Source organism: Limimonas halophila (genome assembly GCF_900100655.1).
In the GTDB taxonomy this organism is placed as follows: Bacteria; Pseudomonadota; Alphaproteobacteria; order Kiloniellales; family Rhodovibrionaceae; genus Limimonas; species Limimonas halophila.
In genome coordinates, this window is sequence record NZ_FNCE01000006.1 from 13,981 (window position 1) to 37,474 (window position 23,494).

A 23,494-nucleotide genomic window follows, 5' to 3' on the forward strand; every position below is an offset into this window, starting at 1 on the left:
CGCTCTACCTGGAGCGGCCGGCGGACCGGACACCGGGTGCACCCGCCCGGACGCGCTCACGCGTCGTCGTTGGCGTTGGCTGCGCGCGTGGTCTGGGTCGGATCCTGCGCATCCGCGCCGTCCTCGTCGAAGAGGATGGCATAGGTGACGGGATCGTAATAGCGCATGATGCCCTTCACGAACGCCTTGGGCTCGACCTCCAGCGCGCGCGCCCACACCTCGTAGCGTTCCGGCGGCACGCGGCCGCGGCCCGCTTCGAGCTGCGAGACGAAGCTGTAGTAGTCCAGCCCGACCCGTTCGGCGAGTTGGCGCTGGGACAGGCCCGCGCGCTCGCGCAGGCTCTTCATCCAGCGCCCGGCTTGCTTGCGCAGGCTCTGGACGTCGTACTTGCTGTCGTGCTGCGGATGCGCGTACACGGTTCGGCTCCGTTGCCCTCGCCCCGGCGCCGCGCGGCGCCGCGCGTGGATTGTGTTTCCGCCCAGGCGTGCCCCGCCCGAAAGCAGCGCACGGCCGGATGGATCGCCCGCACGGGGCAGGCGATCCTTCGCGGAGTGTTAACATTTCACTCAACCCTAGCGGGGCAAGACGCCGCACGCAATGGGTAAAGCACCACGCGTGAACGCCGCGAATTGGGAAGGCGGCTGCACCGGGGGCGGTCACTCGCCCGGACGCACGAGATGGGGAGCGCCGTTCACGCGGAGACGCGGTCCAGCATGGCCGCGATCATCTTGCTCAGCGAGGCGCGGGCGGCGTCCGGCTCGGTGCGCCACAGGCGCAGCGCGCATTCCAGCGAGCGCGCGTCGGCCGGCAGGGGGTCGAAGGCGCGCGGATCGCGGGGCCAGGCCGCCGGGGCGAAAAGCGCATCCAGCCAGGCCGTCGCGGACACCCCGCTCAAGCGCAGCAGCCGGCCGACGTACAGGGTGGGCACGCCGGCCCAGCCTTCTTCGAACGCGCGGACTCGCGCCACGCGAAAGCCCACCGCCTCCGCCGCCTGCGCCCGCGACAGGCCCATCCCCTCCCGCAGCGCGCGCACGTGGTCCGCGATGCGCTCCGTCTCCGGCGGGCACGGGCGGACGGTTCGAAGGTTTTGGGACATGGCACGGCTCCGTGGCTGGTCTTCCCGCCGCCAGCCATAGCCATGCGCCAACCCCCGATCCACGCGTGTAGTGTCGCCCCTGCTTGCGCGCTTCGCGCGAGCGAAAGAGGTAATCTGGTTGCATTCAGCAACCGCCCGAACCCGCACAGTGTTCGGGGCATGGGAACCGGGTTCGATTCGCAGGATCAGGCCATCCGCGAGGCGTTCGGACGCCGGTTGCAGGATCTTCGCCTGACCGCCGGGTTCAGTCAGGCGCAGATGGCGGAACGTATCGGCCGCTCAGTGGAACAGGTCGCCGCGATCGAGAACGGGCGCACCGGCACCTCCATCCCGATCGCTGCGCGTATCGCGGGCGCGCTCGGCATCACCCTGCCCGACCTCTTCGACCTGGACGACCAGCCCGCCAACGACACCGACCACCGCCGCGCCCTGCGCGAGCTGGTCAAAAGCCTGCGCGGCGAAAGCGCCCACCGCATCAAGCTGCTGAAAAAGCTCTGGGCCACCGTGCGGCCGGAGCTGCGGTGATCTTCACCACGCCTCACCCCTCCATACCGCTGGTTATGGTTGCTGACCCCACATTCCAAACAGTCTGGGGTTGCAGTTTGCTCGAAACAAATTTAGCGTTAACTACCCCAGCGTACGATGTCATGCCAATACTGGCCGGAGAACAGAAATGTATAACGTCACTTTTGCGAACTTCATATGCAAATTCGGGGAAGAATACATTATGAACGACTATCTAAATGGAATCGTGCTCCCATCATTTTTTGATGACAAACTATTTCGTCAGTATGGAGAAGAAAATATCTATTTCATATATGAGCCGGAACTCGTTTATCTATCAAAAGAGGATGATATTGTAGGTATTTGGGGCACTTTTGTAAAGGATTCTTTACTTCAACGGAGTCACACCTACGATTCTCAAGAGGGGATCCGTGAAGAACCGACCAGTCTCGAAGCAGCAACATTCGCTCAATTCCTTCTTATACTTAACAATCATCGTCTGATATACCTGCCAATGACTCGTGATGCTCCATCGTTACAGAATTTTCAGACAACCATAAAAAAATTCTTAAACATTAAGCACGATGAATTTCTACGTACAGAAAAACATAGGTTAAACGAACAAAGTCAACGTGCAACCATAAAAGGGCTTGCTCATATACATCCAAAACCCACATTAGATGTAGAATACCTTGTTAGCAAACGAGCATTATCCGTATACCTTGACCAATTTCAGAAATTACAATCATTGACCATCCGGGTTATGGACACGAACCAGGAGGCTGAATACTCCGACCTCATAGATGATATCCGAGAACTCTCAAAGCCTATAAACCCTGACAGGACACAGCTGTCGTGGGCAAATAGCGAGGGATTGAATATCGATCATGTGAGAGAGCCAGTCGATGCTTTCGCACATGGAGAAAAAGTTCACATGACGCTAAAAGGACAAGGTCATGAAGGAACTAAAATGCAAGTTGATAACGAAAAATTGAGGTTAAAAGTAGAGCATGAATCATTACCTGCCGAAAACAATGATCTGGTGAAACTTATGTATCAAGACTACATTAATCAAGCCGCAAATGTGACCTCTAGTGGAGATATCTCGATTGGCCCAAATCCTCTTGGAAGTTTAGAAAAAATTGACATAACGGATATTCATAATGATGAGTGAAGAGAATCCCATAAAAGTATTGAGAGAAGATAAATTCTCGGATTTATATAAATTATACTCATCTATACCTAAAAGCAAGTTTAATTTTTTATTTCCTATTATAATATCTTTAATTTTATTGGTGTCTCTATTGATTGTAGTATATTATTATGTCCCCATAAGAAACTTATCCACGGATATTGGTCATATCATGCAAGAATTGAGTAGCGACATTATAATTATTTGTTCATCAATACTCGCGCTTTGGTTGACTGCCTTCACCATTTTCACTACATTCGCAAATACTGAACTTTTTGTTTTTATGAATCAAAAAGTGCGAAGCGATGCAAGAGGGCCAAATATATCAGAGTTAAAGTACACAATTGTTATTTTTATTGGTGTCGTAACCCATTTTCTCACCCTATTAATAACATCTTTGTTTATAAAATATACCGTATCCCAGAATGGGATTATAACGGATATTCTCACACGCGTGTGTTATCAACCTTTACGCTGGTATGGGTTTGTTGTTTTAGTGGTATTTTGTGCATATGTAGGATACATAACGTACGTAATGGCGCTGATAAAGTCGTTGGTCTACAATATCTATGCTTTCGTTGCTGTAGGTATAGAATATGAAGGAGCGCGTAGACGCAGGAATAATATGTGGCCATTCAGTGATAAATTTAAATGATCATATTAATAGTTACACCGTTACATTATTATTGTTTAATGTCACGGGTACTAATATGTAGGAAAAAGCGCTATAATTCGTCACATTGCAGTATATCCAAAAGCGTGAATCGTTAGGCTAGATCAGTTGGGCTCAAAGAAGTTTGGCGAGGTCCGCCCATGAACACCGAAACCATCGACGGCGCCACGCTGGAAAACTGGGGCGCGCAGGAGCTCTACGACGCCCACAAGCGCGGTGAGGTCGTCATCATCGACGTGCGCACGCCCCAGGAATACGCCTTCGAGCACATCCACGGCGCGCTGCTCGCCCCCATGGCGACCTTCGACCCGAAGGACCTGCCCTCCCAGGAAGGCAAGCCCATCGTCTTCCACTGCGGCTCCGGCAAGCGCTCCCACCGCGTCGCCGAGGCCTGCATCAAGGCCGGCTTCTCGAAGATCGCCCACCTGGCCGGCGGCTTCGCCGCGTGGAAGCAGGCCGGGCTGCCCTACGTCGCCATCGACCCGGCCAACGGCAGCCAGCGCGTCGTCGGCTCGGCGTCCTGACGCAGCGGGCGGAGGTCGCCGTGTCCGAGAAGCCCAACGTCAAGCTGCCGCCCCCCGCCATCTACGCCGCGGCCGTCGCGCTCGGGCTCGCCGTGGAGTGGCTGTGGCCCTGGTCCGCCTTCGCCGGCTGGCCGCGCTGGATGCTCGCGGGCGCGCTCGCCGGGCCGGCGCTGGCCCTCGCCGCCTGGGCGCTCATCACCTTCCGCCGCGCCGACACCGCCGTCGAGCCGTGGGAGCCCGCGCGCAACCTCGTCACCCACGGCCCCTACAGCCACACCCGCAACCCCATGTACGTGGCGCTCACGCTGCTCACCGCCGGGGTCGCCGTCGCCGCCGACCTGCCGTGGGTGCTGCTCGCCGTGCCCCTCGCCGTCCTCGTCACCGACCGCCACGTCATCCGCCGCGAGGAAGCCCATCTCGCCCACGTCTTCGGTGATGCCTACCGCGCCTACCGCGATCGCGTCCGCCGCTGGCTCTGAAACACAGCGTGTTTCATCGCTTCAATCAGGCAGATGGACGCCCGCCGAACGAGATGTTTGGGGCTGTCTTGGGGAAACATGCGGATGTTTCATCCCATCAATCAGGCAGATGGATGCCCGCCAAACGCGATGTTTGGGGCTGTCTTGGGGACAGGTGCCAGCCGAACCGTTGCGCGGCTTGTCAGCCGCACGGCGGTGCGCTATGGCCACAAAACCCTATGCGCATTGCCGGAAACCGCGGCCACGCGGGGAGGCGCTTGATGACGGCACGCACACGGCGGCTGGCGGCCGCCCTCGCGATGGCGGCAATCGCGCTGCCGGGCGCGGCTCGGGCGGCGGAGGCGCTGGTCGCCGTGTCCGCCAACTTCGCCGAGGTCGCACGAACCCTGAAACCCCAGTTCGAGGCGGCCACCGACCACGAGCTGACGCTCACCGTGGGCGCCACGGGCACCCTCTACGCCCAGGTCCGCAAGGGCGCGCCCTACGACGTCCTGCTCGCGGCCGACCAAAAGCGCCCCGCCAAGCTGGAAGCGGCGGGCGAGATCGTCCCCGGCTCGCGCTTCACCTACGCCGTCGGCCGCCTGTCGCTGTGGAGTCCCGAGCCCGAGCGCATCGGCGACGCCCCGCTCGACGCGCTGACGGCGGACGACGTCGAGCACCTCGCCATCGCCAACCCGAAGCTGGCTCCCTACGGCCGCGCGGCGAAGCGGACGCTCAAACACTTCGGCCTGTGGAAGCGGCTGTCGGAAAAGATCGTCATGGGCCAGAACGTGGGCCAGACCTTTTCCATGGTCGCCACCGGCAACGCCCAGCTCGGCCTCGTCGCGACCTCGTACGCCCTGAACGCCGAGAAGCACCAGCCCGCCAGCCGCTGGGACGTGCCCGCGAGCGCCCACGCGCCCATCCGCCAGGACGCCGTGCGCCTGCGCCACGGCGCGGACAATCCCGCCGCCGGAGCCTTCCTGAGCTACCTGCGCTCCAAGGACGCGCGGACGATCATCCGGCGCTTCGGCTACCGCACGGGCGGGAACAGCTGACCCGATGGCGGCGTGAGCAAGACACCCAGGTCGTGCAAAGAGAATCTGCGGAACCTCGGATAGGGTTCTTTGCACGCTAAAGCGTGCGAGGCGTTGAAAACGCCTGTCCACCTTCAGGAGGACAGCCCGTCGAAGACGGGCTCGCGCGCTTAAGCGCGCAAAGACAGAATGAGGCCATGGACCTGCCGGACCTCGGCCCGCTCTGGCTCAGCCTCCGCCTCGCCGGGATCGCGATGGCGATCCTGCTGGTGCTGGCGACGCCGCTGGCGTGGTGGCTGGCGCACACGCGCTCGCGCCTGAAAGCGCCCGTGGAGGCGGCGACCGCGCTGCCGCTGGTGATGCCGCCGACCGTGCTGGGCTTTTACCTGCTGGTCTTCCTCAGCCCCGACAGCCCGCTGGGCGCGGCGTGGGTGGAGGTCACGGGCTCGGCGCTGACCTTCTCCTTCACCGGGCTGGTCGTGGCGTCGATCGTCTACTCCCTGCCCTTCGCGGTGCAGCCGCTCCAGGGCGCGTTCGAGGCAGTCGGGCGCGGGCCGCTGGAAGCCGCCGCCAGCCTGCGCGCGGGGCCGCTGGACGCCTTTGCCACCGTGGCCGCGCCCATGGCCGCGCGCGGCTACCTGACGGCCGCGGTGCTGAGCTTCGCCCACACCCTCGGGGAGTTCGGCGTGGTGCTCATGGTGGGCGGCAACATCCCCGGCGAAACGCGCGTGATCTCCATCGCCATCTACGAGCACGTGGAAACCCTGGCCTACGCCGAGGCGCACTGGCTCTCCATCATCCTGCTCGTCTTCTCCTTCCTGATCCTGCTGGCCGTCTACGCGGTCAACCGGCGCTTTCCGGTGCAGGTGGGCTGACCGATGGGTGAGCTGACCGTCACCGTCCGCCGTGCCTTCCCCGACTTCACCCTGGCCGTGGACCACGCCTTCGCGCTGGACGGCATCACCGCGCTCTTCGGCCCCAGCGGCGCGGGCAAGAGCACGCTGCTGCGCATCGTCGCCGGGCACGAGCGCGGGGCGCAGGGGCGCGTCATCTTCGACGGCGAGGCGTGGCAGGACGGCCGGACGCACGTGCCGCCGCACCGCCGGGGCGTGGGCACCGTGTTCCAGGATGCGCGGCTGTTCCCGCATCTGAACGTGCGCGGCAACCTGCGCTATGCGGACAAGCGCGCGCCGGCGGGTTCGGGCCGGATCACCTTCGACGGCGTGGTGCGGGCGCTGGACCTGGGCCCGCTGCTCGATCGGCGGCCGCAGGCGCTCTCGGGCGGGGAGCGCCAGCGCGTGGCCGTGGGGCGGACGCTGCTGACGCGCCCGCGCCTGCTGCTGATGGACGAGCCGCTGGCGGCGCTGGACCTGCGGCGCAAGGCGGACATCCTGCCGCACATCGCGGCGCTGCCGCGCACCTTCGGCGTGCCCATCGTCTACGTCACCCACGCCATCGAGGAGGTGACGCAGCTCGCCGACCGCATGGCCGTGCTGGCACACGGGGAGCTGCGCGCGGCCGGGGAGACGGCGGCGGTGCTGGAACGCCGCGACCTCCAGCCCGAGCTGGGGCACTTCGAGGCGGGCGTGGCGCTCACCGCCCGCGTGACGGCGCACGACGCGGATTTTCATCTCACCCACGTGCGCCTGGGCGAGCAGCGCATCCAGATGCCGGCGGCGCCGGTCCCCGTGGGCAGCGACGTGCGCCTGCGCGTGCGCGCCCGCGACGTGGCCCTGGCGCGCGAAGAGCCGCGCGGCATCAGCATCCGCAACCGGCTGCGCGGCACGGTGCTGGACGTGGCGGAAGAGGCGGACACCGCCTTCGCCGAGGTGCTGGTGGACGTCGAGGGCCAGCACCTGCGCGCGCGCCTCACCCGCGCCGCCGTCGCGGACCTCGACCTGGCGCCCGGAACACCCGTGTGGGCGCTGGTGAAATCCATCGCCTTCGACCGGCGAGCGCTCACCGCGCCGCGGCCGTCGGCGGACGACGGCTGATCGGCTTCATCGGGATGCGGCGGTGGCGGTGCCAGCGCGACAAACATCGGGGGCGGTTCTCGTAAAGGCTGGCGCCCGTTGCGCCAAAGGCATCGGACGGGATCGCACCCCGAACCGGCACAGCCTCACCCCGCCGCGCCGTCCGGCGCGGCGACCCTCTCCCGCCGGGAGAGGGTTGGGCGTCGCGGCGGCCCCGACGACAAGCCACCGACCCAGGCGCGCCGGCCGTCCGTACGCGGGCGGTCGTTTATCGGACTGGATGCCAAGAACGGGGTCTAGGCATGACGGCGCGAGATGGCGCGAACATCTCGCTTTCCCCGCACCCAAGGCGTTTCGGCCGAGACTGCCACATTCCCAACAATAGACCTCAACAGCCCCGACCGCCGTTACGCGTGCGGCGAACGTCGCCGCTCAGAACCGCGAACGGATGCGATCAAACACGCTCGTCTTGTGACGGTTCGGCTTGCCCCGGTCCCCAAGACAGCCGCCAAAACCTCGCTTGGGAGGCGTCCGCCTGCCTGACTGGCGCGATAAAACACGCCGTCGTCCCAACACCGCAACATAACGCCAACACCACCGACCGCCGTGACGCGTGCGGCGAACGTAGCTGCTCAGAACCTCGAACAGATGCGTTTGAACGCGCTTGCGTTCACCCCCAGAGGGCGGATGGGGGCGGATGCAGGAGGGAGCCGTCGATGGTGAGGCCGGGGTCGCGGTCCTGGGCGAGGAGGAGCGGGCCGTCGAGATCGACGATCTCGGCGTCCTGGGCCAGCACGACGGCGGGCGCCATGGCGAGCGAGGTGCCCACCATGCAGCCGACCATGAGGCCGAAACCCTGCCCGACCGCCTGGGTCTTGAGCTTGAGCGCCTCGGTGAGCCCGCCGGTCTTGTCGAGCTTGACGTTCACGAGGTCGTACTTGCCCGCGAGGTCCGGCAGGTCGGCGCTGGTGTGGCAGGACTCGTCGGCGGCGACGGGCACGGGGCGGCTCATGCCGGCAAGCGCCTCGTCGTCCCCGGCGGGGAGCGGCTGCTCGATCAGCTCGACGCCCAGGTCCTTCAGCTCAGGCGCGAGGGCGGTGTACTGCTCGGCCGTCCAGGCCTCGTTGGCGTCGACGACGAGGCGGCTGCGCGGCGCGTTTTCGCGCACGGCCGAGACGCGGGCGAGATCGTCGGGGCCTTCCAGCTTGAGCTTGAGCACGGGGCGGTCGCTGTGCGCACGCGCGGCGACGGCCATGCGCGTGGCGGTGTCGAGCGAGAGGGTGTAGCAGGTCGCCACCGGCTCGGGCGTGGGCAGGTCCAGCAGCTGCCAGACGCGCTTGCTGGCGCGCTTGGCGGCCACATCCCAGAGCGCGCAGTCGACGGCGTTGCGCGCCGCCCCGGCGGGCAGGCGCTGCTGCAGCGTCTCGCGGTCCAGCCCGCCCTCGATCTCGCTGCGCAACGCCTCGATTTGCGCGACGACGGACTCCACGCTCTCGCCGTAGCGGGCGTAGGGCACACACTCGCCGCGGCCGAGAACGCCGTGGGTTTCCAGCTCGACCACCACGACCTCGGCCGAGGTGCGACTGCCGCGCGAGATGGTGAAGCGGCCGCGGATGGGCCAGGATTCGGGGCGGACGGTAAGTCGGGTCATGGCAGCACATCCACCAGGCGCGCGACGCCGTCGCGCACGGGATCGACGGCGGGCAGGCCCAGCGCGTCCTCGGTTTCGCGGAGGTATCGGCGCGCGGCCCCGGCGTCCATGGCGGCCGTGTTGACCGCGACGCCGACGGTGGCGACGGCGGGGTTGGTCAGCCGCGCCAGCTCTTCGTTGCGGGCGATGGTGTCGGCGAGCGTGGGCAGGCCGTAGGTGGGCAGCCCGCGCATGTGCTCGCGCGTGGGCTCGTGGCACAGCACCAGGGCATCCGGCTGGGAGCCGTGCAGCAGACCGAGGGACACGCCGGCGAAGGAGACGTGGAAGAGGGAGCCCTGCCCCTCCACGACGTCCCAGTGGTCCGGCTCGTTGGCGGGGGTGAGCCATTCCGCCGCGCCGGAGATGAAGTCGGCCACGACGGCATCGACCGACACGCCTTCCCCGCAGATCAGGATGCCGGTCTGCCCGGTGGCGCGGAAGTCGGCGTCAACCTCGCGGCGCTTCAGCTCGGCGTCCAGCGCCAGCGAGGTGTACATCTTCCCCACGGAGCAGTCGGTGCCGACCGTGAGCAGCCGCTTGCCGGGGCGTGTCTTGCCGTCGGCGACGGAGAACTGGCGCGTGGGATGGCGCACGTCGTGCAGGCGGCGGCCGTTGCGCGCGGCCGCCTCGGCAAGGCGCGGCACGTCGTTCAGGCGCGCGTGCAGCCCGGCCGCCACGTCCATGCCCGCGTCGAGCGCCCGCTCCAGCGCGTCCGTCCACGCCTCGGAGATCACGCCACCCCGGTTGGCGACGCCGACGACGACGCTGCGCGCGCCCTCGGCGGCGCCCTGGTCGATGGTCTTGTCCGGCAGGCCCAAATCGGCCTTGCAGCCCGGAAGGCGCACCTGGCCCAGGCAGCGGTCGGGGCGCCAGTGGGCCACGCCGCGCGCGGTCTTGGCCGCCAGCTCGTCGGCCGCGTCGCCGAGGAAGAGCAGGTAGGGTGGGTCGATCGCCATGCGAAATCCTTCCGAATGCGCGGCGTCGGCGTGGGAGTCTAGCCGGTGCGCGCGGCGCTGTCGCCCCGCCGGGCGTTGCCGCCCGGGCCGGGGGAGCCTACCCTTGTCGCCGCGACCGGCAAGAGGTTGATCGTGGCCTTCACCACCCGGCCCGAATTGCGCGGCACCTTCGGCGGCGTGGCCTCGACGCACTGGCTGGCGAGCCAGGCGGGCATGCGCATGCTGGAACTGGACGGCACCGCCGCCGACGCCGCGGTGGCGGCCGGGTTCACGCTTCAGGTCGTGGAGCCGCACCTGAACGGCCCCGGCGGCGAGGTGCCCATCCTGCACCACGCCCACGGCGACGCCCGCCCGACCGTGATTTGCGGCCAGGGCACCGCGCCCGCGCGCGCCACGGTCGCCGCGTTCCGCGAACTGGGGTTGGATCTGGTTCCCGGCACGGGCCTGCTGGCGGCCGTGGTGCCGGGGGCGTTCGACGCCTGGCTGCGCCTGCTGCGCGACCACGGCACGCTGTCGCTGGCAACCGTCCTCGCCCCCGCCATCCGCTACGCCGCCGACGGCCACCCGCTGCTGCCGGGCGCCGCCAACGCCATCGCCGGGCTGGCGCAGCGCTTCCGCGAGGACTGGCCGACCTCGGCCGCGGTCTTCCTGCCGCGCGACAGGCCGCCGGAGGCCAACGAGGGGTTCCGCAACCCGGCGCTCGCGGCGACCTACCGGCGCATCCTCGACGAGGCCGAAGCCGCCAGCGGCGACCGCGTCGAGCAGATCGAGGCGGCGCGGCGCACCTGGGCGCGCGGCTTCGTCGCCGAGGCCATCGACCGCTTCTGCCGCACGCAGCGGGTGCGCGACACCTCCGGCCGCTGCCACGGCGGCTTTCTGACCGGCGACGACATGGCGCGCTGGCAGGCGGGCGTGGAAGCCCCCGTGGTGCACGAGCACGCGGGCTACACCGTGTGCAAGCCGGGGCCGTGGAGCCAGGGGCCGGTGCTGCTGCAACAGCTCGCCCTGCTGGACGGCCTGGACCTCGCCGGCATGGACCCGGCCGGCCCGGCCTTCGTCCACACCGTCACCGAGGCCGCCAAGCTGGCGCTGGCCGACCGCGAGGCCTTCTACGGCGACCCGGCGTTCGCCGACGTGCCCATCGCGACGCTGCTCAGCGACGACCACGCGGCCCAGCGCCGGGCACTGATCGGCGAGCACGCCTCGACCGAGCTACGCCCCGGCACCATCCCCGGCCAGGGCACGGACGATCCGGTTCCGGTTCAGGCCCCGGACACCGCCGGCGAGGGCGCGCCGGGCACGGGCGAGCCGACGGTGCAGGACAAGCCGGGGGATACCTGCCACGTCGACGCCGTGGACCGCTGGGGCAACGCCGTCTCGGCCACGCCCTCGGGCGGGTGGCTGCAGGCCTCGCCCGTGATCCCGGAGCTGGGCTTTCCGCTCAACACGCGCGCGCAGATGTTCTGGCTGGCGGAAGACCACCCCAACGCGCTCGCCCCCGGCAAGCGCCCGCGCACCACGCTCTCGGCCTCGATCGCGGTGCGCGACGGCCAAGCGGCGCTGGCGTGGGGAACGCCCGGCGGGGACTATCAGGACCAGTGGGCGCTGACCTTCTGGCTGCGCCACGTCCATCACGGCCTGAACCTACAGGAAGCCATCGACGCGCCCATGTTCTGCACCGACCACGCGCCCGCGTCGTTCTACCCGCGCCGCGCGCAGCCCGGCAGCCTGAACGTGGAAGCGCGCTTCGCCGAAACCACGCTGGCCGAGCTGCGCGAGCGCGGACACGGCGTGCGCATCCGCGACGCCTGGTCGCTTGGACGCCTGGCCGCGGCCGGCTTAACGGACGGCCAGGTGCGCGCCGCCGCCCACCCGCGCATGATGCAGGGCTACGCCGTGGCCCGCTAACCGCCACGACCCGCAGAGGGCCATGACCCGACTCGCCGCGATCCTGAAAGCTTGGCTGGCCGCGCTCACACCGGCGGCTGGCACGGCCCCCGACGGCGGGCGGGTGCGCCAGCGCACCCTGGTGCTGATCCGCTGGGTGGCCGTGATCGGCCAGACCGCGGCGCTGGTGATCGTGGCGGTGAGCCTGGGCTACTGCCTGCCGGTCGCGCCCGCGTTCCTGGCGGTGGGCGCGTCCGTCGCGGTCAACCTGCACGCCGAGTTCGTCCGCCCCGGCGGCGAGTGGCTGAGCGAGCGCGCCGCCGCGCTGTATCTGGGCTACGACCTGCTGCAGCTCACTTTCCTGCTGGGCCTGACCGGCGGCCTCGCGAACCCCTTCGCCATCCTGATCCTGGCGCCGGTCACGGTGTCCGCCAGCCTGCTGTCGCGCACCACCACGCTGCTCCTGGCGACGCTGGCCGTGGTGGCGGCGAGCGCGATCGCCCTGGTGCACCTGCCCCTGCCCTGGCCCGGCGGCCTGGAGCTGCCGACGCTCTACATCCTGGGCAACTGGCTCGCCCTGGTGCTCGCGGTGCTCTTCATCGCCGTCTACGTGCTGGCCCTCGCCCGCGAGGCGCAGCGCCGCTCCGACGCCCTGGCGGCCACGCAGATGGCGCTGGCGCGCGAGCAGCGCCTGTCGGAGCTGGGCGGGCTGGCCGCCGCGGCGGCGCACGAACTGGGCACGCCGCTGGGCACGATCGCGGTCGTGGCGCGCGAGCTGGCGACCGAGCTGCCGGACGACAGCCCCTACAAGGAGGACGCCGACCTGCTGGTGCAGGAAAGCGCGCGCTGCCGCGACATCCTCGACCGCCTGGGCCGGCGCCCGGCGAGCGACACCGGCGGCCCCTACAACTGGCTGAGCCTGCGCGGGCTGGTGGAGGCGGCGGCGACGCCCTACCACCGCTCGGGCGTGCGCTTCGAGGTGCGCACGGACCGCAACGCCACCGGCACCGAACCGACGGTGCCCCGCAGTCCCGAAATCCTGCACGCGCTCGGCACGCTCATCCACAATGCCATGCGCTTCGCGTCGGGCCGCGTGGACGCCGTCGTCGGCTGGAACGCCAGCGACGCCTGGGTCACGGTGCGCGACGACGGGCCGGGATTCACGTCCGATATTCTCTCGCGCCTGGGTGAGCCCTACATTTCCACTGGCAGCAGCGGGGCCGACGACCCAGGTCAGCACATGGGCCTTGGGATCTTCATCGCACGCACCCTGCTGGCGCGGACCGGGGGCGAGGTCAGCTTCGCCAACCGGCGCCCCGGCGCCGAGGTGCACGTGCGCTGGCCCCGGGCCCGCCTGGAGACCGGACCGGCGAGCTTGAGCGAGGCACAGCCGCAATGAACGAAAGCCAGAACCAGCACCCCGACCCGAGCGACGCCCACGACGCCGGCCTGGAAGCCTACGGCCGCCTGCTGATCGTCGACGACGACGAGCGCTTCCTGCGCCGCGTCAGCCGCGCCATGGACCGCCGGGGCTTCGAGGTGGAAACGGCCACCGGCGTCGCGGACGCGGTCGAAACCGCCCAGCGCATCCGGCCGTCCTACGCCGTGGTCGACCTGCGCCTGGAGGACGGCAACGGGCTGGAGGTCGTGCAGGCCATTCAGCAACACATCCCCGACTGCCGCGTCGTGGTGCTGACGGGATACGGCAACATCGCCACCGCCGTGGCCGCGGTGAAGGCGGGCGCGGTTGACTACCTGGCCAAGCCCGCGGACGCCGATCAGATCACGGCCGCGCTCATCATCGACAACGGCGAGCTGCCGCCGCCGCCGGAACACCCGATGAGCGCCGACCGCGTGCGCTGGGAGCACATCCAGCGCGTCTACGAGGAATGCGACCGCAACGTCTCGGAAACCGCGCGGCGCCTGCGCATGCACCGGCGCACGCTGCAGCGCATCCTGAGCAAGTACGCGCCGCAGCCGTAAGGTCCGGCCGGATCAGGCCCCGGCGACGAGGTTGAGGAGGTAGATGGCGATCACGCCGAGCGCGAAGATGCCCAGTCCCTTCAGGGCCAGGCCGAGGTAGGTGTCGCCGAAGCGCTGCTGCTTGGCGGGCTTCCTCCTGGCCTGCTGCCGCGCCTGCCGGCGCTCGCGCGATTCCTCGGCCTCGCGCCGGACCTCGGCACGCTTTTCCGCGACCTGCTGGTTGTGCCGGTCGACCTCGTTGTCGCGGTAGATGGTCCGCGAGCGGAAGACTTCGTTGCGGTCGTCCCAATATTCCTCGGTGACGCGCAGCGCCGGATAGCGCCGACTCTGGATCATGCGCTTGGCTTCGAGCAGCGCCAGATCCTTGTCGTCGAAGAACGCCTGGATCTTCCAGTCACCGTTCGTGAAGGTGTGGATTTCGTAGCTGCGGTCGTCGGCCATGGGCGACCCGGTTCCGTGGTGGCGGCCGTCAGGCGCTGCCGTCGGCCGGCTTGCCGTTGGCGGCGCCGAGAACGTGGTCGATGGTCGCCCCATCATCCGACAGAGGCAACAGGATACTGCGATACAGTGTGGGCGTGCCGCCGACCTCGGCCTCGCCGCCGATGCTCATGGGGATGCGCTTGTCGAGCATCCGGCTGAGCGGCTTGAGGGCCTGGTACAGCAGGGTGTCGCCGGGGCAATCGGCCACCTGCGTGCCCGGTTCCAGCACATGGCCGGTCAGCAGGTTTTCGCCGATGGCCTGGAGCCGGGACGCGCTCACCGGCTCGTCCAGCTTCAGCAGGAAGCAGTTGGGCCAGTCGTCCCCGATCGTTTCCGGATCGATCTCGCCCACCGGCGGATACTCGCGCTCGTTGCGCAGATCGTCCCAGTAGGCCATGAGGCGAAGGACAAGCCGCCGCTCTTCCGGCCGGTAGACCGCCATCGTTCTCCCCCTGCTGTCATCGCGAGCCGCTTCACGATGCGGGTGGCGGTTTAAGATGAAGTAAACCGTGACTCGGGCGGCGCCACATCAACCGATGCGATCAACACCCGGGGCGGGCATCGCGTCTCAGCTTTCGAAAAGGAACGCGCGGTCGGTGTGGGCGCGCTCGCGCAGGAAGTCGCTGACCGCGCGGATGCGGGCACTGTGCCGCGTTTCCTCGTGGGTGAGCAACTTCAGGTTGAGGCGGTAGCCGAAGTCCAGGGCGACGTCGATCATGTCCGGACGCGACTGCGCGATGTAGGGCGGCAGCAGGCCGATCCCCAGGCCGCTTTCCAGCGCCTCGAGGTAGGAACTCAGCGCCGTCACGCGAACGCGAACGCGCGGGTGGCTTTCGATGAAGGAGCGCCAGATCCCCAGCTCGTCGGCCCAGTGGAAGTGGTGCAGATCGACCACGGCGTGGTCGTAGAGCTGGTCCAGGCTGGCGGGCGTGCCGTTGGCGTCGAGATAGGTGGTGCTGGCGTAGAAGCGGTAGCGCACCGTCCCCAGGGACCGCGAGATCAGGCGCGGGTCGCGCGGCTCCCCGAAGCGCAGCGCAATGTCGGCCTCGCGCGCCCCCAAGTCCATGTAGCGGCTGGTCGCCAGGGTATCCAGCATGATCGCTGGATGGGCGGCGTTGAAAGCCGGCAGGTTGGGCAGCACCCAACACGAGATCAGCCCCTCGCTGCCCGTCACGCGCACGACGCCGCGCGGTTCCGCGTCGACGTCCACCAACTCGCGTTCCAGCGCCAGCGCCTCCGATTCCATGCGCTCAACGTGGGGAACCATGACGTCGGCGGCGGGGGTGGGTCGCATGCCGTGTCCCCGGTGATCGAAGAGCTTCGTGCCCAGGCGGTGCTCCAGGGCCTGAATGCGGCGGCTCACCGTGGACTGCCGCGTGCCCAGGCGCTGCGCGGCGCGGGAATAGCTCCCCGCCCGCACCACGGCCAGGAAGATGCGCACGTCGTCCCAGTCCCCCAGCGCCTGCGAACCTATGCCCATGTGCATACCACTGTCGCCGATTTCGCCCACGCACACATATGCGTCGAATGTTAAATCTTGAGTAGCGCTTAGGCGAGGGGATGAACGGCAGGCATGTGCCACCACCGCTTCGGGCGTGAGACGCGGCCGGTCCGGCTTCGCGAATCGCACCCACCCGATCCGCGCCGCAGCTGACGTCCGGCACACCGGACGAACCGTGCACCCCAATCACACAACACGGGACGAGCAGGAGGCCACATGGAAGGGGACGCCAGCGCTTTCATGCACGCGAAGGGGGGCTGGACCGAGCCGGCCGCGGCCTCCGTCGGGGAGCCGGTCAGCCGGCCCGGCGACGTGGACAAGCAGGTCGCCCGGCGCATCCGCGCGGCGCGGTTGCAACGGGGCCTCTCCCAGAACGAACTGGCGCAGGCCATGAACCTCAGCCTGCAACAGGTTCACAAGTACGAGACGGCGCGCAACCGCATCGGCGCGGCGCGGTTGGCCCAGGTGGCCGAGGTCCTGGACATCGGCGTGGATTCGCTGTTCGACGACCCGACCCGGGGCCACGCGCGCGCCGAAAACGGCAGCAGCCGCGAGTGCCTCGAACTGGTGCGCAACTTTCAACGGGTGGCGGACCGCAACCAGCGCTCGGCCTTCCTGGCGCTGCTGCGTGCGGCCGCGGCCGGGGAATCCGGCGGCACCGCGGACGAGGACGGATGACGCCGATCCGGGCGCAGGGGATGGCGGCGCACGCACCCACACCCAGAGATACACCTTTCACGATTTACTGAATCGCATCAGTTGTCACATCGTTGCGCGTGTGGTTCATTCAGCCGCATGCACGCGGTGCGGCGACAGTCCACGACAAACGGCCCGCAGGCGGCGCGGACGCCGGCGTTCACCCGTCGGCGGGCCGGCATGCGGATGGATGCGCCCCGCCCCATACTGGCCGCGGCCATCCTTGCCGCCGTCCTGACGGCAGGCGCCCCTCCCGCCCACGGCGGGAGCGACGCCCCCGGCCAGGGTGACGTCCCCGACCGGGCTGCCGACACCACGCAGCGCACCGACACCATCCAGCGCACAGACCGGGGCGTCCGCGTCACGCTCGGCGACGGGCTGACGGTCATCGTGCCCGAGCGCGTCGCCGCGCGCGCCGACGCGCTGGCGGCGACGGCAAGCCCCGCGTTGCGCCGGCGCACGCGTGCTCTCCTCCGCCAAAACGCCGCCGACGATCCCGCCATGGCCGCGGCGCTCGGCACCTACCTCGCCCAGCGCGATCCCGAGCGCGCCCGCACGATCCGCCGCACCGTGCGGCGGTTTACCAGCGCCGGCGGCGCGCTCCTCGGGGGTGAGCGCGACCGAAGCACCGCCACACAAGGCACCGCCACGCAAGGCACAGCGGGAAGCGGCCTCGCCACGCCGGACGCGGCGCGCGGCGGCGACCCGGACGGTGTCGGCACCGGCGCGGTCGCGGACGCCGGCAGCGGTTCCGCCGGCGGCGGTGTCCGGATAACCGGCGGGACCGGCGGCGGCCGGGCGCCGGCGCCGCAGCAGACGCTGCTGTCCTCGCCCGGCGTCACGGTCCAGGCCCCGGCCTCGCGCGTGGCGAGCCCCACGCTGCCCTGAACCGTCATGCGGAATCGGACGCCAAGACGATCGCGGCGCATGGCGACGCTGGTGAGCCTGACGACGATGCTGGCCGCCCAGCCCGCGCCGACCCAGGACCTGAAGCCCGGCCAGACGGTGCGCGACCGCGAGCACCAGCCCACGGCGGCGCGCGGCGTGCGGCTGGGCAGCTTCACGCTGGAACCGGCGCTCGAACTCGCAACGGCCTACGACGACAACATCCGCGCCAGCTCGGCCAACCGCGCGGGCGATCTGGTCAGCGAGATCCGTCCCCGGCTGGCGCTCACGTCCGACTGGGCGAACCACGCCCTCACCGTCCGCGGCGGGGCCGAGGTGGTGCGCCACGCCAAAAATCCCGGTGAAGACCGGATCGACGCCGATCTGGACGTCAACGGCCGCCTGGACCCCACGCCGGCCAGCAAGGTCACGGCAAACCTTCACCTGGCGCGCGACCACGAAAGCCGCGCCGACCCGAACGACCCCGGCGGCGCCGAACCCACACCGATCAACCGCGTGACGGGCGAGGTCACGGGCACCTACCGCTTCGCCGATTTCACGGTGGACCTGGCCGGCATCGCCGAACACCGCGACTTCGAGGACGTGCCCGCCGCCACCGGCGGCACGATCGACAACGACGCCCGCGACCGCACGACCTGGCGGGTGTCCGCGCGCGGCGCCTACCGCGTCTGGCCGGGCCTGAAGAGCTTCGTCGAAGCCACCTACGGCCGCACCAGCTTCGCCGGGCGCCTGCGCGCGGACGGCCTGGACCGCGACGGGCAAAGCATCGAACTCGTCTCCGGCACCAGCTTCGCCATCACCGGCATGACCTTCGGCGAAGCCTTCGCGGGCGTGCAGCGGGAAACCTACGACGATCCCCGGCTCGGCCGGACCGTCGGCGCGGTATCGGGGGCGTCGCTGACCAGCACGATCACGCCGCTGATCACGCTCAAGCTGCAAATGGACCGCACGCTCCAGCTCACGACCGTGCCGCGAGCGGTCGCCTTTCGCTCGACGGCCGTGCGCTTCGGCTACGACCACGAGCTGCTGCGCCAGCTCATGCTCGGGCTCGATCTGGCCTACACGCGCAACAGCTTCATCGGCACGCGGCGGCTGGACGAGTCCTACGACCTCAATTTCACCGCCGACTACCGCCTGAACCGCACGGTTCACCTCACCGCCCGGATCGCGCGCAACCAGCGCGTCTCCACCGGCGATGCCGATTTCACGCGCCACCGCGTGGGTCTCGGCGTGCGGCTGCAATATTGAGGAAACGACGATGCTGCGCCGGATCATCGCCGTGATCGCCGCCGTTTCGGTGCTCGTGAGCGGCGCCGTGGCCGCCGGGGACGCCGGGCGCTACCGCCTGACGGCGGGCGACCGCCTCGAAATCCAGGTGCACGGTCACGAGCGCCTGACCACCGAGGCCACGCTGGACGGCACGGGCGCGGTGTCGCTCGCCCTCGTCGGCGAGGTGCGGCTGGCCGGGCTGACGGCGGGTCAGGCGGCCGAACGCATCGCGGGCGCCTACGAGCGCGGCTATCTCGACACCGCGCGCGTGAGCGTGCGCGTGCTCAATCACCGCCCCGTTTTCGTGCTGGGCGAGGTCGAGGAGCCCGGCCGCTACGACTACGAGCGCGGGCTGACGGTGTTGCAGGCCGTGGCGCTCGCGGGCGGCTACAGCTACCGCGCCGATCCCGACGACATCACCGTGGTGCGCGGGCGCAGCGGCAAACGCCGGGACGCGGGCGAAACCACGCGGTTGTTGCCGGGCGACACCGTGCGCGTCGGTCAGCGCTTCTTCTGAGCGTGGGGGCTGCCATGGCCGCACAAGCCGACACGGAAACCAGCGGCCTCGACGCGGTGCTGCGCAGCCTGTGGCGGCGCAAGGCGATCGTCGTCGGGGTCGTGGTGCTGATCCCGCTGCTGGCGGGATTGGGGTCGCTGGCGATGGAGGCGCGCTACCGCGCCGCCGCCGAGGTGATGCTGGAACCGCGTGCGGGCGCGGCCGAGGGGGATCGCAGCCCTGGCGCATCCGCCACGCGGGCCGCGATCGCCAGCCAGGTGGAGGCCCTGACCGCCCGCGGGCTGCTGCGCCGCGTCGTCGAGCGGGCGGACCTGCTGGACACGCCCGCCTTCAACCCGAGCCTACGCCCCGAGACCACGCTGCTCGACCGCCTGGGCCTCAATGGCGGCTCGGACCGAACGCTCCCGAAGGCGGTGCAGCAGCGCCGGGCCGTCGCCGCCCTGCGCGAGCGCCTGACCGTCCGCCGCCAGGGCCGCTCGCAGGTGGCCCGCATCGCCGTGACCGCCCCGACGCCCGAACTGGCCGCGCGCGTCGCCAACACCGTGGCGTCCACCTACATCGACCGCCGCCGCGCCCTGCGCCAGCGCTGGCGCGAGCGGGCCACCGGCCAGCTGGCGGACACCGTGACGGACCTGCGCGGCAAGGTGCGCGCGGCCGAGGACGCCGTCGCCGCCTACCGCGAGAAGACGGGCCTGACCACGGAACCGGGCGCGGGGACGCCGTCCCGCGAACTGGCGGCGCTGACCAGCAACCTCGCCAGCGCCCGCGCGGCCCTGGCGGAGGCCGAAGCCCGTGTGGACCGGGCCGAGGACCGCGTGCAGGGCGGCGACGCCGGGGCGGCGGCGCGGGCGCTCGACAGCCCGCTGATCCAGAAGCTGCGCATCCGCGTCACCGAACTGCGCGCCAAGAAGGCCGAGCTGAACCAACGCTACGCGGAACAGCACCCGAAGCTCCAAACGGTGACGGAACAGCTCGACCGCCTGCGAAGCCGCATCGACGACCAAGTGGCGCGCGTCGTCGACGGCCTGCGCAGCGAGGCGGAGGTCGCGCGCCAACGCGTCGAGCGCCTGGAAGCCGCCGTCGCCCGCAAGCGCGAGCAGGTGAGCGCGCGCCAAACCGACGCCGTGAAGCTCCAGCGCCTGCAACGCGCGGCCGAGGCGGAACGCAAGCTCTTCACCAGCTTCCTCGCCCGGCTGCGCAAGGCGGACAGCGCCCAGGCCGCCGCCGAGCCGGGCGCGCGCGTGCTGGCCGAAGCCCGGCCGCCGCTGAACCCGAGCGCGCCCAACCGCACGCTCATCGTGGCCCTGGCGGTCCTGACGGCGCTGCCGTGCGGGGTGGGCCTGGCGCTCTTCGTGGACCACCGTGACGCGGGCGTCGCCAGCCTGGCGGAGCTGGAGCAGACCACGGGCGCGCGGGCGGTGGCGCTGCTGCCCCGGGTCACGGGCGCGGACCGGCACGTGCCCGCCGACCACCTGCTCGACCGGCCGGCGTCCGCGTTCGCGGAAGGGGTGCAAGCGCTGCACACCGGGCTGGACGGCGCCGGCGCGCCGCGCGCGGTCATGGTAACCTCCGCCCAGCCGCAGGAGGGCAAGTCCAGCCTCGCCCTGGCCTACGGGCGGTTGCTGGCGCGGCAAGGCGCCTCGGCCGTGCTGGTGGAGGCCGACCTGCGCCGCCCCGGTCTGGCGCAAAAGGTGCGCGCGCCGGAAACGCCGGGCGTGGGCGAGGTGCTGACGGGCGCGGCGACGCCCGCCGACGCCCTGCGCGGCGACCCGCATTCGGCGCTCACCATCCTACCGGCCGGCGCGGCGGCGGCTGAGCCGGGCGACATCCTGGCGAGCACCCGGGTGGCCGACCTGATCCGCGATCTGGCGGCCCGCTTCGACCACGTCATCGTCGACGTGCCGCCCGTCATCCCGGTGGCGGACGCCCGGCGGCTGGCGCCGCACGTGGACGCCGCGGTGATGGCCGTGCGCTGGCGGCGGACGCGGCACACGACGCTCAACCTCGCGCTGCACCAGTTGGCGCAGACGGGCGCGCCCATCCGCGGCGCCGTGCTCACGCGCGTGGACCGGCGGCGGCACAAGCACTTCGGCGCCGGGGAGGAGGTGGCCTATGGGCGCGAGTCGCGCGCCTACTATTCGGGTTAACCGCGCGGGCGGCGCGGTGGTCGCGGCCCTGGGCGCGCTGCTGGCCGTGCTGGCGCTGCCCATCGCGGGGGCGGAGTTGGCCCGCCGGCCCGCCGAGCCCGTCGTGGCCGAGTTGCGCGCGGGCGCGGCGGTCGAGCCCGGGGCGCTGGCGCGGCTGGCGGCGGCGAGCCGAGCCGCGCTGGCGTGGCGGCCGGACGGCCCCGGCCGCGCGACGCTCGGGCTGGTGGACCTCGTGCGCGCGCGCCGGGCGGACCGGCCCGTGCCACACCTGGAAGCCGCCGCCGCGTACCTGCGCGCGAGCCTGCGCCGCCGGCCCGCCGATCCGCACACCTGGGCGCGCCTGGCGCGCACGCGCTACCGGCTGGGCCTGCCCGCACGCGATGTGGCGGCGGCGCTGCGGCGCTCGCTGGCGACGGGCGCATACCTCCCCCGGCTGGCTCCGGCCCGCGCCGCGCTGGCGCTGCGGCTGTGGCCGGTGCTGAACCGCGACGGGCGCTGGCGGCGCGAGTTGGCCGAGGGCTGGCGTCGGCAGCCGAACCTGCTGACGCGAACCGCCCGCGCCACGGGCCGAAGCGGCGTGCTCGGCCGCGCGGTCACGCACGGCTCGGCCGCGCGGCGCCGAGTCCGATGACGGCGGCGAGCGTCAGGGCGACCGCCGGCACCTGCGGGGCGAAGTCGATCAGGCCGTGCGTGGCCGCGAGCGCCGCCGCCCCCACACCCGCGCGGCCGGCCACCGAGCCGCCGCGCGCGGTGCGCCAACACGCCACCGCGAGCGCCGCCACCGCCGCCAGCAGCCCCAGCGCTCCGGGCACGCCCAGGCCCGCTGCGGCCTGAAGGTAGACGCTGTGCGCGTGCACGACCGGGTCGGCGAGCGCCGGCGGGCGGACGCCGGGAAACACGGCCGCGAACGCCCCCGCGCCGTGGCCGAGCAGCGGCCGCTGCGCGATCAGCTCCAGCGTGGCGGCATAGATATGCAGGCGCTCGGCCACCTGTTCGCCGACCGCGCCCCAGCGCGCCATCAGCGCGAGGGTGCTGCCGGCCGCCAGGACCACGCCGCCGCCCACACTCCACGCCAGCCAGCGCGGTTCGCGCCCGCGCGGCCGGGCGAAGGCCACCGCGATCAAGCCCACCGCCGTCGCCGCCAGCCCCCCGCGCGACTGCGCGCCCACCAATGCCGCCGCCAGCACCAGCGCCGCCGCGAGCACGGGCCACGCGCGCTCGATCAGCGCCAGCCAGCCCCGGCGACGAACGGTGGCCGCCAGCAGCGCCGCCGCCGTCACGAGGGCGGTTCCCGCGTACGCGGCGAAGGCGTTGCGGTTGATGAAGGGCGCCGTCGCCGCGTCGCGGTAGGCGGGCTGCGCGGCCCCGAGGATGGTGTCCCACCCCGCCGCCATCTCGGCAAGCGCATAGAGGCTGTAGCCAGCCGCAACGACGACGAGAACGGTCAACAGCCGCTCGCGATCCGCCGCACCGCCACCCAGGTGCAGCGCCAGCACGGCTACGCCGCCCACCATCGCCAGCCGTGCCACGGCCGCGCGCGTGGCCGCCGGATCTGCGGAGATCGCCCCCGCCGGCGCCTGACCGAGGACATCGGCGAGCCCGGCCCAGACCGGGTGCGCGCCCGGCAGGCCGTGCAGGCTCTGGATGGCGGCCCACGCCAGCACCAGCGCGGTGAGCGGATACGCCCACCCGCCCGGCCGCGCGGCGGCGCGCCAGCCGAGCACCCCGGCGGCGACGCCCGCGCCCCACACGGCGGTCAAGACGCCGACAGCCACCGCCAGCGGCGCCCACGCCCATCCCGGCGCGGCGCCGAAGGGCAGCGGCGCGGCGCACACGATCGTCCACAGGCTCCAGCGCAGACCGCGTTCCCATCCCATCGCGGCCGCCGCATAGATCGCCTCGTTTGCGGGCGCAAGCCCTTGCACGCGCATTTGGTGTGTGCACACTCGCGCATGTATTCGCGCCTCGCGCACACCGGCACACGCGAGACGACACCCGTCACGAC

General features: G+C 69.9%; 24 protein-coding genes. 16 read left to right on the plus strand and 8 right to left on the minus strand.

The window, feature by feature from the left end; translation table 11 throughout:
- Window positions 1-56 precede the first annotated feature (56 nt).
- On the minus strand, window positions 57-416 hold the full coding sequence (locus BLQ43_RS08915; RefSeq protein ID WP_245659531.1) for a helix-turn-helix domain-containing protein: 360 nt from the start codon (window positions 414-416) through the stop codon (window positions 57-59).
- A gap of 275 nt (window positions 417-691) precedes the next feature.
- Entirely contained in the window at window positions 692-1,096 is a 405-nt protein-coding gene (locus BLQ43_RS08920; RefSeq protein ID WP_090019947.1) for a helix-turn-helix domain-containing protein, read from the minus strand.
- A 159-nt stretch (window positions 1,097-1,255) separates the two neighbouring features.
- Here BLQ43_RS08920 and BLQ43_RS08925 point away from each other — a divergent pair, with 159 nt between their 5' ends.
- From BLQ43_RS08925 to modC, 7 genes are all read left to right on the plus strand, one after another.
- Complete coding sequence (locus tag BLQ43_RS08925) at window positions 1,256-1,621, plus strand: helix-turn-helix transcriptional regulator (RefSeq protein ID WP_176758602.1); 366 nt, start codon at window positions 1,256-1,258, stop codon at window positions 1,619-1,621.
- A gap of 202 nt (window positions 1,622-1,823) precedes the next feature.
- Entirely contained in the window at window positions 1,824-2,774 is a 951-nt protein-coding gene (locus BLQ43_RS14395) for a hypothetical protein (RefSeq protein WP_143006218.1), read from the plus strand.
- 831 nt (window positions 2,775-3,605) lie between these two features.
- The gene (locus tag BLQ43_RS08930; RefSeq protein ID WP_090019951.1) at window positions 3,606-3,989 is read left to right on the plus strand and encodes a rhodanese-like domain-containing protein; all 384 of its coding nucleotides are present in this window, start codon (window positions 3,606-3,608) and stop codon (window positions 3,987-3,989) included.
- A 20-nt stretch (window positions 3,990-4,009) separates the two neighbouring features.
- On the plus strand, window positions 4,010-4,468 hold the full coding sequence (locus BLQ43_RS08935) for a methyltransferase family protein (protein ID WP_090019953.1): 459 nt from the start codon (window positions 4,010-4,012) through the stop codon (window positions 4,466-4,468).
- Window positions 4,469-4,728: 260 nt separating this feature from the next.
- The gene (modA, locus tag BLQ43_RS08940; RefSeq protein WP_090019955.1) at window positions 4,729-5,505 is read left to right on the plus strand and encodes a molybdate ABC transporter substrate-binding protein; all 777 of its coding nucleotides are present in this window, start codon (window positions 4,729-4,731) and stop codon (window positions 5,503-5,505) included.
- A 176-nt stretch (window positions 5,506-5,681) separates the two neighbouring features.
- Complete coding sequence (gene modB, locus BLQ43_RS08945; RefSeq protein ID WP_090019957.1) at window positions 5,682-6,359, plus strand: molybdate ABC transporter permease subunit; 678 nt, start codon at window positions 5,682-5,684, stop codon at window positions 6,357-6,359.
- Between the two features lie 3 nt (window positions 6,360-6,362).
- Complete coding sequence (gene modC / locus BLQ43_RS08950) at window positions 6,363-7,478, plus strand: molybdenum ABC transporter ATP-binding protein (protein WP_090019959.1); 1,116 nt, start codon at window positions 6,363-6,365, stop codon at window positions 7,476-7,478.
- A 649-nt stretch (window positions 7,479-8,127) separates the two neighbouring features.
- Here the strand turns inward: modC and dgcA are convergent.
- On the minus strand, window positions 8,128-9,108 hold the full coding sequence (gene dgcA, locus BLQ43_RS08955) for an N-acetyl-D-Glu racemase DgcA (RefSeq protein ID WP_090019961.1): 981 nt from the start codon (window positions 9,106-9,108) through the stop codon (window positions 8,128-8,130).
- Window positions 9,105-10,103 (minus strand): N-acetyltransferase DgcN, encoded by a 999-nt coding sequence (gene dgcN, locus BLQ43_RS08960; protein WP_090019964.1) that lies wholly within the window; start codon window positions 10,101-10,103, stop codon window positions 9,105-9,107. Before dgcN ends, dgcA begins: the two co-directional genes overlap by 4 nt.
- A 132-nt stretch (window positions 10,104-10,235) precedes the next feature.
- Here dgcN and BLQ43_RS08965 point away from each other — a divergent pair, with 132 nt between their 5' ends.
- From BLQ43_RS08965 to BLQ43_RS08975, 3 genes are read left to right on the plus strand one after another with little or no spacing between them, the layout of a single operon-like run.
- The gene (locus tag BLQ43_RS08965; protein ID WP_245659532.1) at window positions 10,236-12,011 is read left to right on the plus strand and encodes a gamma-glutamyltransferase family protein; all 1,776 of its coding nucleotides are present in this window, start codon (window positions 10,236-10,238) and stop codon (window positions 12,009-12,011) included.
- Window positions 12,012-12,033: 22 nt separating this feature from the next.
- The gene (locus BLQ43_RS08970; protein ID WP_090019966.1) at window positions 12,034-13,389 is read left to right on the plus strand and encodes an ActS/PrrB/RegB family redox-sensitive histidine kinase; all 1,356 of its coding nucleotides are present in this window, start codon (window positions 12,034-12,036) and stop codon (window positions 13,387-13,389) included.
- The gene (locus tag BLQ43_RS08975) at window positions 13,386-13,973 is read left to right on the plus strand and encodes an ActR/PrrA/RegA family redox response regulator transcription factor (protein WP_090019968.1); all 588 of its coding nucleotides are present in this window, start codon (window positions 13,386-13,388) and stop codon (window positions 13,971-13,973) included. Before BLQ43_RS08970 ends, BLQ43_RS08975 begins: the two co-directional genes overlap by 4 nt.
- 12 nt (window positions 13,974-13,985) lie before the next feature.
- Here BLQ43_RS08975 and BLQ43_RS08980 read toward each other — a convergent pair whose 3' ends face one another.
- The 3 genes from BLQ43_RS08980 to BLQ43_RS08990 form a co-directional block, all read right to left on the minus strand.
- On the minus strand, window positions 13,986-14,414 hold the full coding sequence (locus tag BLQ43_RS08980) for a hypothetical protein (protein ID WP_090019971.1): 429 nt from the start codon (window positions 14,412-14,414) through the stop codon (window positions 13,986-13,988).
- A gap of 28 nt (window positions 14,415-14,442) precedes the next feature.
- Complete coding sequence (locus BLQ43_RS08985; protein ID WP_090019973.1) at window positions 14,443-14,895, minus strand: PAS domain-containing protein; 453 nt, start codon at window positions 14,893-14,895, stop codon at window positions 14,443-14,445.
- 126 nt (window positions 14,896-15,021) lie between these two features.
- A complete protein-coding gene (locus BLQ43_RS08990; RefSeq protein ID WP_143006219.1) occupies window positions 15,022-15,939 on the minus strand; it encodes a LysR family transcriptional regulator in 918 nt (305 codons plus the stop codon).
- A gap of 231 nt (window positions 15,940-16,170) precedes the next feature.
- On the opposite strand from BLQ43_RS08990, the gene BLQ43_RS08995 reads away from it, so the two are divergent.
- The 6 genes from BLQ43_RS08995 (at window position 16,171) to BLQ43_RS09020 (ending at window position 22,120) form a co-directional block, all read left to right on the plus strand.
- Complete coding sequence (locus BLQ43_RS08995; RefSeq protein ID WP_090019977.1) at window positions 16,171-16,632, plus strand: helix-turn-helix domain-containing protein; 462 nt, start codon at window positions 16,171-16,173, stop codon at window positions 16,630-16,632.
- Window positions 16,633-16,836: 204 nt separating this feature from the next.
- Window positions 16,837-17,538, plus strand: a complete 702-nt coding sequence (locus BLQ43_RS09000; protein ID WP_090019979.1) for a hypothetical protein — start codon at window positions 16,837-16,839, stop codon at window positions 17,536-17,538.
- Window positions 17,539-17,577: 39 nt separating this feature from the next.
- Window positions 17,578-18,804: an outer membrane beta-barrel protein gene (locus BLQ43_RS09005; protein WP_176758603.1), complete on the plus strand. Its 1,227-nt coding sequence runs from the start codon at window positions 17,578-17,580 to the stop codon at window positions 18,802-18,804.
- A 10-nt stretch (window positions 18,805-18,814) separates the two neighbouring features.
- Complete coding sequence (locus BLQ43_RS09010; protein ID WP_090019984.1) at window positions 18,815-19,342, plus strand: polysaccharide biosynthesis/export family protein; 528 nt, start codon at window positions 18,815-18,817, stop codon at window positions 19,340-19,342.
- 14 nt (window positions 19,343-19,356) lie between these two features.
- Window positions 19,357-21,489: a GumC family protein gene (locus BLQ43_RS09015; protein ID WP_090019986.1), complete on the plus strand. Its 2,133-nt coding sequence runs from the start codon at window positions 19,357-19,359 to the stop codon at window positions 21,487-21,489.
- Window positions 21,490-21,505: 16 nt separating this feature from the next.
- Window positions 21,506-22,120, plus strand: a complete 615-nt coding sequence (locus tag BLQ43_RS09020) for a hypothetical protein (protein ID WP_090019988.1) — start codon at window positions 21,506-21,508, stop codon at window positions 22,118-22,120.
- Here the strand turns inward: BLQ43_RS09020 and BLQ43_RS09025 are convergent.
- Window positions 22,083-23,366 carry an O-antigen ligase family protein gene (locus BLQ43_RS09025; protein ID WP_176758604.1) on the minus strand — a complete coding sequence of 428 codons (1,284 nt, stop codon included), beginning with the start codon at window positions 23,364-23,366 and terminating at the stop codon, window positions 22,083-22,085. The two genes, BLQ43_RS09020 and BLQ43_RS09025, sit on opposite strands and share 38 nt — an antisense overlap.
- Window positions 23,367-23,494 lie beyond the last annotated feature (128 nt).